Source organism: Prevotella sp. AGR2160 (assembly GCF_000424185.1).
Lineage (GTDB): Bacteria > Bacteroidota > Bacteroidia > Bacteroidales > Bacteroidaceae > Prevotella.
The window spans coordinates 146,346-156,179 of record NZ_AUJK01000006.1 but is presented as its reverse complement, the minus strand read 5'-3'; the positions used below and the strand labels follow the sequence as shown (position 1 = coordinate 156,179).

The following is a 9,834-nucleotide window of genomic DNA, read 5'->3' as shown; positions in this document are numbered from 1 at the left end:
AAGGAGGCGTATTGGCTGATAAACGATCTCCGAGCAATCTTTCGTACGAAGTCTAGCACCAAGGAGACTGCGAAGAAAGCGCTTGAAGGATGGTACAAGAAGGTCACCAAGTCTACCCTTAGAGAGATTAAATCCGTAAAACAGTCTATCCAGCACTACGAGGACGAGATACTCAATTACTTTATCAACAGAGACACTAATGCTTCTGCAGAATCGCTCAACTCCAAGATGAAAGCCTTTAGGTCATGCCTGAAGGGAATAAGGGATATACCCTTCTTTTTCTATAGATGTATTACCGTCTTTGGTTAGGCAGCGGCATCCGCCCGCCACGGACAATCCCCCTTGGGCCCGATAGGTGCAGAGGCAACAAGGCGTGCTGCCATTCTTCTGGCGCTTTATATGGAAGATATCGTTGCTGACAGTGGACAGTGGCACGCTTTCTCTGATCTGTGTAAGAAAATCTTTGGGTATCATGTTCCGTTGTATCATGATGATGAAGAGTATTACCCGGATGAGCCGAGTCTCGATGCGGTCAGATTCCTCATCTGGATGGTCATGAGTGAAGCAAAAGAAGCCGATTGCATCTATCCCGACGCACCGCAGATAGAGCAATCAGGACGTAGAGCTTTCAATATCCTTTCCAGGGCCTTTGAGGAGGCTCCGATCAATGAGCAGTTGGCCTCAGATGTTCAGAAACTGCTGGATGAGGCAACGCAAGGATTCAATGAACTGAGAGGAACCATGACGTGGGTGTTCGAACATGGCTATCTTACCTCGGGGCAACGTAATACGGACCTTATAAACCTCAATTTGGAAGATGCCATCAGCGCGTTTAAAGATGAAGAAGGTCCGGAAATGTCCTTCGGCCTTGCATCTTACTATGCCATAACGCTCTGTCTGTTTAAGTATAGGATAGGTCCCTTGGCTCTCTTTGTCAAAGACTATCTTGCTGCTATGATGCGTGTCAAAGGTATGGAGCGCGAGGCTGATGATGTCGCAGCTATGGAAATGCTGCCAATGGGGCATTATAAGATAGATCATGTTGATGCCAGTGAATACGATGATCCCTCACAGAAGCGGCTGAAGCTGACACGCACCAATGGAAGAGAGATTGAAGTCAAGGCAGAAGATCTCTCATTTTCTGAAGGCGATCTTGAAGATATTGATGGTGCTTTGGCAAGCTCATTCGTATTCTATCAGAATGAGTGGCATCTCAATGGAGTTCTTTTTCCTTTTCCGGGCTTCAAAGAACACTGGCAAGAGCTTTGTGATGACGACCCGGAAAATGACAAGCCAGGTACTACTTCGCTCACTCCAGAGATGTTGCTGAAACGAACAGGAGGACGGCAGATCGCCTATTTCGTTGATAAAGCAGATTTAAAGAGTTTCCTGAACAAGACTATAGGTATTCCTGATCGGTTGCTTGGCTTCGTTGACAAGAGAGAAAGTGGCATGTCGACATTCTTCATCAACACCACGAAGCCAAGAAATAACGTGGAATTTTTGTTCAGTTATACTTCCTGTATTGCGGATCCAGACAATCCTTTCTACGATCAAGAGACTGCGCAGGAAGAAGCGTTTGATATGGTATGGGATTATAATAATATTTCAACTGATATGGTGACGTTCCTTTTGGACAGAGGATTCTTGCCTGATGTTTTCAATGACAGAATGGTGCCGCAGACTGACACTGATGACCAGAAAAGCAAGGACATCGACTTCCTCTTGCGCTTCTATCGACGTGAAAATTATTAGTAGCATAAACCTTTAGCCATGACAGGAATATGGAACAGAGCAATAATTTGAAATGGGTCACTTCGGCGCAAGCTCATCGACAGAGTCGCGCTTAAAACTACAATATTATGCATCGTATATGGTCGGCGGACGGCCACAAGGGCCGCACCCTGCAGAGGATAGACAAAAAAAGGTCGTAATCCGTTTGGATTACGACCCTTTTTATAGCGTTTATGAATGACGTTCCTTTAGCGGAAGATAATCAATCATGTCCCTATGCAAGCCTCCCTTTCGGGGAGGGTTGGGAGAGGCCTTTTACTTTACCTCCTCAAAAATAACCACTACTGATTATCAATGATTTACGTAATGTTTGGTACAAATTAGGGACACCATAAGCATCCTGCATGTTATCAATCCACAACTATCGAGAAACGTCCATCCGACGCTCACTTCTTTCCGTTGTTCGTAATACCTCCGTATTTTTATCTTTTCTTGGGTGCAAAGGTACGAATAAGCGAGTGAAATGCAAAAGGAAAAAGTCTTTTTCTTTTCATTTCCGAGCGAAAGTACCTTCGACCGAAGGTCAAAGTTACACATTTTTTCTCTGATACGCTAATCATTCAGCAGAAACCTGCTGATTTGAGTCTCGAAGTCGGCATCTTCAACCTCTTTGCTTTCTTTCCTTTCCCTTCTGTCAAATTTTTGACGGAGATTTATTAGGTCTGCTTCCACGCCTTCCTTCGACACTAAAGAGTCTTTAGGTAGCACAGAGTAGTTCTTGATGATGTTCTCTTTCTTTCCGCTGAACCATTCCCCGAATATCGTTTGCAAGAAAGATTCTGCATCCAGATTCTCTTTCTGGTTATACCTTATTATGTTCGTAACGAACTGCTTCACTTCCGCATTGCGTAATTTCTTGTTCAACGGAATCTGGAGATTCTTGTCGGCAGACATCTGACCAGAAGAAATAAATGACTTCACAACGTCGCATACTTTTTCTACATCTTCTACAGACGAGCCAGCAATGGAGAACAAAAGTGAGGTGTATTCCTCTGTAAGCTCCAGTCGTCTCTGCCTTTCTTCTGCCTGACGCAGCTTGACTTCCTTTTCGAGTTTCAGAAGGTAGCTGCGTCGCTCCATCACACTTGACACATCGGCAGACAGCACGTTGATTTCATTCAATCGCTTTTCATTCTCCTGAGCAAGCCGTTTCTTCTCCTGCTCCACTTGTTGCGTCACAAGAGTTTGCACCACCTCGGGCAGACGCTCTTTCAGCATTGCTGTCAAAGCATCCGCATTTTTCTGTGGCATATCCTTCATACTTTCGATGATGGCATCAATCTCAGGACTTTTCTCCAGTTGTGAAGCTATGTTGTCCTTGCCACAAGCGAGGTTCATCACATCCAAGAGTTCCTCTCTCTTAGTGATCTCTATCTTATAGAAAGAAGAGAATATGATGACCAAAGCCTTATAAATGGCAAACAAAAAAGCGGCAAGGTACATATAAGGAATGTAATCCTGCCATTCTATGTGCATATTTGCACTTGCCCCAAGAATGATCAATACTATTACAGCAACGATTGCCACTGCTGCAATAGCATAGACCACCTTCTCTATTATCTTAAAAACCTTTTTCATTGAACCATTCTTATTTTCGTATCGTCTCTTTCAACATTTCAATCAGTTTGTAAATACCTGTTGAAGGGTTTTGAAACTCTGTTAGGAGTTTTGCTCTACCTACAGCTGTGTCTAAATTTTTCTCCAAGGCAATCTGTTGGTTTCTTGTGAGAACGGATTTAGTATATCCTTTCCAGACCTCTGAACTCTTCATCAGTTCCTTAACTACCATTTCTGAAGAAATCGGAGCCTTTTGGTCTTTTTCATGTAACAATAACCATATCTCAAAGCATGGGTTTGTACACAGCAAAGTTGCATTGGGAACCTTCTTTAGCCGTTTTAACATGGTAGGCACATCCAAGTCATACATCAAAAAGGTCTTGTCCTTTCCTGTTTGCATGTATGTTGCCTTGCATCGTTCTACAAGTGCAGGTGTGATATTCAGCAAAGTCTTCTTCGGGATGATATGTATTGGGCAGCGGAATTGTGAACGTAGCATTTCTACGTACTTCACCTCCGTGTCACCTTCGCAAAAAACGAAGTAGTTGGGCCTCATGACCCAGCCTCTGGTTGTCCTTTCTCTATGTGCCATTACTTACAGATTCGGTCTTGAAAGATAGGGCACAGCATCAAAGCGTCCCTGCAGATATGCCTTCTCCATGTCAAATGTATCACGAAAATCTTTGAAATCAAAGAGCGAGTATAGGTCGCTGCATCCATCCTCACGCTTGTTCACAAAGTAAACTTGATCACGGCGTTGGAAATCCGTGTTCAATAGATGTGTGTTGTGGGTAGTATAGATAAGCTGAGCATGGTCACTGTTGTTGAATAAGTTGATGATATATTCCACCAGATGCGGATGCAAGCTGGTGTCAATCTCATCTATAAGCAGTGTCCTTCCGTTACGAATGATGTCAATCATGCTGAGCATCATCTGGAACAGAGTCTTTGTGCCTTCTGACTCTTCTGTATCAAAATCAAAGGCAATATCAGGGTTGCCTCTGTGGAAAGTCTTCAGAGCGTTTCCCTGGATTTGAATATCAACGATGTCGCTATCAGCCGTGTTGAGGATTTCAAGAATTTGTTCCTTTCGTGTCTTTATGAAGCTGTCTATTGGCATAGCCGACTCTTTGTAGTCCAGTACGACATCCTCTGAGAAGAAGCGGAATATCCGTTTGGCGATTTCCCTGTCCATTTGACTTGCCCTTGATATAAATAAGGTCTTGCGTGAAGTGTTAGATGCTACATCCATTGGTCGCTTTATGACCTGCTTGAACTCATAAACATTCTTCTTATCAGGTCCTTTAGATTCGTCACGACTGAACACTAATGCACGACGGCCATTAGGATAATAGAAAAGTTCCTCTGTTAGAATTTCTGTCCGTGTCATCGTGAAGGAATACTCATACTCTATTTCGTCGATCACGAAACGAATAAAAAATGAGCTTGGCTTTTTATCATTGCCATTGAATTTAAATGGAGCAACATCAAATACAGTGTCCTCGTTGTAAGTATGCGACGAACGTATCATGTCCACACAAGCATGTATGCCCTTAATGATGTTGCTTTTACCAGAAGCATTGGCTCCGAATATAGAAACACTTTTCATAGCATGTCCTCCTGCAACAGAAAACAAGTTCCCACTCAACGCCTTTCCCTTTTCAGTCTGTATCTTGGCAGCCTGAAGGTCAAGTGTTATTTCATCTCGGAACGAGAAAATGTTGTTCAAACGAAATAATAAAACCATTTTAACTTCGATTTTTGCTATTTGATTGCAAAATTAGCAAATAAATCTGATTCAACAAAGCTTTTAAAGCGAAAATGGAGTACTTTTAACTGTTTATATTGAATATAAGGGGAAAATCTTCATCGTGGGTTACATTTTTGCCATTATTGGCACTTCCTTTACGCAGTAGATTCTATCGCCATAAAAGATTTTCGTCAAAGTAAACACAAAATGCGACAATATAACTTGCATCTTGCTATATTTGTATGCCAATTCAGCTAAAATTTTATAAAATCATAGTGTTTCTCGAAACGAAATTCTGTTATGTTAAAATATTTGAGTATCTTTGCAAAGCAAATGATGCACGCAGGTGCGTTATGCGCAAGACATACTGCTCAATAGACTCTCAAATCACCACCGCGAGAAGACGAGCAACATTGAATATTGGGGCTGCCCCACAAGGCGCAGCTTTCCCATATTTCAATGTGGCTTGTGGTGAGCCGAGAGTCGTATGGCGAAGGTCTGCGCCTCTTTTATTCGGCAAAACAAGAAAGAAACTATTGATGAAAGTATTACTCATTATTCTGTGCATAGCCGTGATAATATGGCTGGCTAATAGTCGAAAGAAAATCGACGAACAGGAGAAAGTGGCACTAAGGATACCTGGCACGGCAGAACGACTGCGGGAACATTATGGTAAACTTGTCAGTTTGTTGACGACAGAAACTGCGAAGCATGAAATCGTATTTGAGCGTAAATACGACGAATCGATTCGTCTGCGTAACAGGGAAGGTCAAGAACTTTTCATGAGTTATTCCGGCATCGGCCAAAAACTTCATGTAGTCTGTATCAAGGATTCGTTGCCTGTCAAAGAATGGACTTTCGACAAAGCAACCTCCTCTTACGACATCTACCAAGAAATCTCTGAATATTTTTCTTAAAGCAAAGAAAACATGGGAACTTTTACAATCTTTCTAATCATCATTGCTGTCATTGTAATATTCTCTTTCGCCAAGGATTCTTATAAGGAGAATGACAAAATGGTCAAGGAGGGCGGAATCCGTAGGAAATACAAAACCCTGATTGAGAACTTCATTGGCCCGGATTCAGGAATGAAGGTGGTCAAGGAGACGAATACTTATATGTGTGTTGGTATGAAGAACCAGATGGGAAGCATCGCTTTCCACTTCCAGCATACGTTCAACAAAATTAATGTTACGTTCGAAATGAAGAACTTGATGTTGGGCGATCACAAACTTGACTGGGACTTCCCTGAGACGATGCCGCAAGAAGATATGATAAAGCACATAGAGACGCGCACTCGGCAGTATATGGACAACGTAACTTCAAAATTCCAATAACCGCTATGGGATTCTTTTCAAATATGTTTGGACAAGCCAAAGAGCTGACCCGTCTCGGCAATGCAGTTGCTAACGTGAAGAACATGTTAGACCGATACGAATCCGACCCAGACATGTCTTTCCTGCTTGTCAGTGCGTGGATATGCAAGGTCGGCGTGGCGGATTTAATAGAGAAGAACAACTGGCTACCCAATTTCCGCGTGTATGTTCCAATAAATGGGCATCAGACAAAGATGTACATGAGCGAGGTGCAACTCTCCACCATCGGACGGCTGAAAAACAAAGTGGCCTCAACATCCGATTCCAGTCTGGAGCAAACCATCGATGATATTCTTGATGGTGGCGAGGCGTTTTACCAAATAGATAAGCAGATTCCACAGAGGATTCGAGACATAATATGCAAATAGAATTATAATTATAATGGTTATGGGACTCTTTGATTTTCTCAAAAATGATTCGACGGAAATGAAAATCCGTCGGAAATTGGCATCAGCATTTGATGATGCTGTGAACGATGTCGTTACAAGTTCAGAATCGAAAGGACTTATTGACAATCCTATGTTTGGTGGATTACTTGTGCAGGGAGCAATAGGAAACTTGTATCAGTCACTGAAAAATGGCGATGAGGCTTCCATGCTCTCACTTATGTGTAGTAGAGAAGGTTTAGACTATCATACTATTCTTGACGAAGAATGTAATAAAGCATTAGACAAGTATTTAGAAACATCAAAATAGAACAGATTATGTGGTGGATAATAATCATTGGCATTGTTGTAGTTCTTGTAATTGTCTTAAACAACAAAAAGTCAGAAAGTGGTAACCATAGTTCATATGGTAATACGGCTTCTATGGAGAATTTATTCAATGACATGTACAAGGATTTAAGCAAGAGTCAGCGTGAGGCGCTTTTGGATTTGGCCTCTATGTTTGCTACTCATATTGGAGCATCGTCAGGAAACATGAATGCAGTCAATTCTATCTTTGTCCCATACTCTCACATGTTGGGTTTCAACAAGGCAGAGACCATGAAACGCTGGGGCAATTTAAGTGGTTTCAATCCGAAGAATATGGTGTCAGTCTTGAAAACAATAGACGACAAAGGTGTTATGGATATGGCACTTTATACATGCTTCTCATTGGTGAATATCAACAGAGACCCAACAATGGTGGACTTGGTGGGTGGAATATTCAATCAGTTAGGATATGAAGATGAGGAAATCATATCGACTGTAAAGAAAATACAAGCTTTAGGAACAATGTTTTAATGTTATAATTTAAGGAATAGAATCTAACTTTTTCTCAATAAGCAGTGGTAATAATATGACATACAAATCATCAGATATTTGCGGGATGACATGGCAAGAGTGGAATGAGGCCATGGCAGAGGAATTGAACAAAGCGGGATTTAAGGCCAAGGCATTTGATGGGCAGAAATGGACTAAAACTGGTAAATACGATGCTGGAGATGATCCTAAATTATTCGTATTGGGAACCATTGAGGACGCAAATGCCATTACGTATTTAAAAGATATTGGTCTTCTGAATAATGGTAGATGCCCGATGTGTGGTGAGCCTATCATTGGTAAGCCAGGACGATTTACAAGTGGTTACGACCCTAATTTTCATTTTCAAATTTGCCAGAATTGTGTCAATTCTCGTGGTGGCATGAGGCGAAGTACACCACAATCAGGTGGCTGTTTGGTGGCTTTGCTGTTACTTCCGTGGGAACTTATGAAGGCCTTATGGCAATTGTTGTAATGTGCAAATTCTACCCAGCAAGGTAAATGTTTGTAGAAAAAATTAACCGTGGCAATCTAAATCCAATAGGAGGTTAGTTTGCCACGTTCATTTAGTAACATTACTTTTTACCTTTGCTATCGCTTCTATTGCTACGAATATGAGGCCTCACATGAATTGTCTTGCCATTCTGCACTCTGTTGTAGCCGTGAATACGATTGAACTTTCGTCCAGCACTGTCTTTTGCCATTAGCATCATTACCTGTCCTTTGCAGGGATCCTTATTTGGTTGCATATTTCAGGTAACCGTTATACACTTGTTGAGCAACGTCTGTTGCCACACTATCAACTACACACAAATTACAAGATGGAAGAAGCGGCTTGAAATACGACTTCTATCGTATATATACCATTGTTGTCGCTACCGCTGTAACTTTCGCAGATTACTGGCATTAATGCCTTTTCGTGAGGGAACCATCGCTTGAATAAATGTCCCAAAGCATCATTTGCCAGTTCCCATGGTGCTCCCCTAAAGGGTAGTCCTTCGTTCCTCACTGCGATTATGCTGTTTCTTAATTGCTCGTAATCAACCGAGCCTTCCTTGTTTGTTCCTGCGAAGGAACCATTTACATAATGAATTCTCATATCGAAAATATTTAATAACGACACAAAGGTATATCTTGTTTTTCATTCATGCAAATCGGTAAATAAAACGCTTATACGTTTATAAATAATTTGTTAGACAACCTAAGTGTTTTTCTAAAAAACTCATCCTATGTACATGGCGCAGGCTCTATTCATCCTTGTTCATTTGTTTATAGGCATCAAATACATCATAGTGGTGCAATAGGGAATCTATATGCTGATACTCTTGTTGATACATTTTATCGTTGCGGAAGTGATACCTGATGATGGCATTCTTGCGTTCGATGTCCATTACTCTTGACTGATAGAGAGCGAGACAGGTTATTGCGCCTATCATCAAGTAGAAGCAGCCAAGCATGTACCAGAATCGGAAGGACTTGATACGCTGTTTCCATCTTCTCCATTTGGGACGGAGATACATCTTTAGTGTTGGTTCTTGACCTTCCATAAGTTGGAGGGCATTGCCGATAGTCTTCAATGCTTCATGTGTACTGGTGGCTTCCTCATCCGTGTTGAAAAGTTGTCTGCCAATCCAGCGTAACCATCGTTGAACCGTGAAGGAGTATTCTGGTGCCCAGACTTTTACTTCTGCCACAGTAGAAAGTCCCTGCTTGCTTCTGGCGGCTTCGTATTCCTCAACCTCTTGTTTATGCTTCTGCTCACCAACTTTTTCTCCTTCTTTCAGGTAATTACTCAGCCCAGTGATGGCAGTCTCTACAATCATCTTTTGGTTCTCAGCAGAGAGGGTAAGAACACCCTGTTTGTTATTCTCGTGACTTGAATTGTTCAAAGCCGAACGCACAGCGTTTGCGATAGTTTCTTTATCAATGTTTACGCTATTGGGTGCCTGGGCAATGCCATTATTCTTGATAGCTTCGAGCAAAGCGGCTACTTTGTTCAACTGCTGTTCCAAGGTTGCCTGTTGCTGAATAACCTTGTTTTGTGCTGCATCCACGTCCTCTATGAGTGAGCGGATGTCATTGATGTCTTCTTTATTTGTTTTTGCCATGATTG

General features: G+C 41.9%; 13 protein-coding genes. 8 read left to right on the top strand and 5 right to left on the bottom strand.

What is annotated here, in order from left to right:
* Positions 1-309 (top strand): transposase (locus G604_RS0106090; RefSeq protein ID WP_028909798.1); only part of this gene is annotated, 309 nt, incomplete at its 5' end.
* Positions 310-342: 33 nt separating this feature from the next.
* Complete coding sequence (locus G604_RS0106085) at positions 343-1,755, top strand: DUF3843 family protein (protein ID WP_028909797.1); 1,413 nt, start codon at positions 343-345, stop codon at positions 1,753-1,755.
* 591 nt (positions 1,756-2,346) lie between these two features.
* Here G604_RS0106085 and G604_RS0106080 read toward each other — a convergent pair.
* From G604_RS0106080 to G604_RS0106070, 3 genes are read right to left on the bottom strand one after another with little or no spacing between them, the layout of a single operon-like run.
* On the bottom strand, positions 2,347-3,372 hold the full coding sequence (locus G604_RS0106080; protein WP_028909796.1) for a hypothetical protein: 1,026 nt from the start codon (positions 3,370-3,372) through the stop codon (positions 2,347-2,349).
* Positions 3,373-3,382: 10 nt separating this feature from the next.
* Positions 3,383-3,943, bottom strand: coding sequence for an RloB family protein (locus G604_RS0106075; protein WP_028909795.1), 561 nt, complete (start codon positions 3,941-3,943; stop codon positions 3,383-3,385).
* A 3-nt stretch (positions 3,944-3,946) separates the two neighbouring features.
* Positions 3,947-5,098, bottom strand: a complete 1,152-nt coding sequence (locus G604_RS0106070; RefSeq protein WP_028909794.1) for an AAA family ATPase — start codon at positions 5,096-5,098, stop codon at positions 3,947-3,949.
* Positions 5,099-5,454: 356 nt separating this feature from the next.
* Between G604_RS0106070 and G604_RS0106065 the strand changes: the two genes are divergently transcribed.
* The 6 genes from G604_RS0106065 to G604_RS0106040 are packed head-to-tail and all read left to right on the top strand — an operon-like array spanning position 5,455 to position 8,196.
* Positions 5,455-6,018 (top strand): hypothetical protein, encoded by a 564-nt coding sequence (locus tag G604_RS0106065; RefSeq protein WP_155941871.1) that lies wholly within the window; start codon positions 5,455-5,457, stop codon positions 6,016-6,018.
* A gap of 12 nt (positions 6,019-6,030) precedes the next feature.
* Positions 6,031-6,438 carry a hypothetical protein gene (locus G604_RS0106060; RefSeq protein ID WP_028909792.1) on the top strand — a complete coding sequence of 136 codons (408 nt, stop codon included), beginning with the start codon at positions 6,031-6,033 and terminating at the stop codon, positions 6,436-6,438.
* Positions 6,439-6,443: 5 nt separating this feature from the next.
* A complete protein-coding gene (locus G604_RS0106055; protein ID WP_155941870.1) occupies positions 6,444-6,845 on the top strand; it encodes a hypothetical protein in 402 nt (133 codons plus the stop codon).
* 19 nt (positions 6,846-6,864) lie between these two features.
* Complete coding sequence (locus tag G604_RS0106050; RefSeq protein WP_155941869.1) at positions 6,865-7,173, top strand: hypothetical protein; 309 nt, start codon at positions 6,865-6,867, stop codon at positions 7,171-7,173.
* An 8-nt stretch (positions 7,174-7,181) separates the two neighbouring features.
* Complete coding sequence (locus tag G604_RS0106045) at positions 7,182-7,703, top strand: hypothetical protein (RefSeq protein WP_028909789.1); 522 nt, start codon at positions 7,182-7,184, stop codon at positions 7,701-7,703.
* Positions 7,704-7,758: 55 nt separating this feature from the next.
* Positions 7,759-8,196, top strand: a complete 438-nt coding sequence (locus tag G604_RS0106040) for a hypothetical protein (protein WP_155941868.1) — start codon at positions 7,759-7,761, stop codon at positions 8,194-8,196.
* 339 nt (positions 8,197-8,535) lie between these two features.
* On the opposite strand, the gene G604_RS0106035 is transcribed toward G604_RS0106040, so the two are convergent.
* Together G604_RS0106035 and G604_RS0106030 are read right to left on the bottom strand one after the other, a co-directional pair.
* The gene (locus G604_RS0106035; protein ID WP_028909787.1) at positions 8,536-8,820 is read right to left on the bottom strand and encodes a hypothetical protein; all 285 of its coding nucleotides are present in this window, start codon (positions 8,818-8,820) and stop codon (positions 8,536-8,538) included.
* A 148-nt stretch (positions 8,821-8,968) separates the two neighbouring features.
* A complete protein-coding gene (locus G604_RS0106030) occupies positions 8,969-9,829 on the bottom strand; it encodes a hypothetical protein (protein ID WP_028909786.1) in 861 nt (286 codons plus the stop codon).
* Positions 9,830-9,834 lie beyond the last annotated feature (5 nt).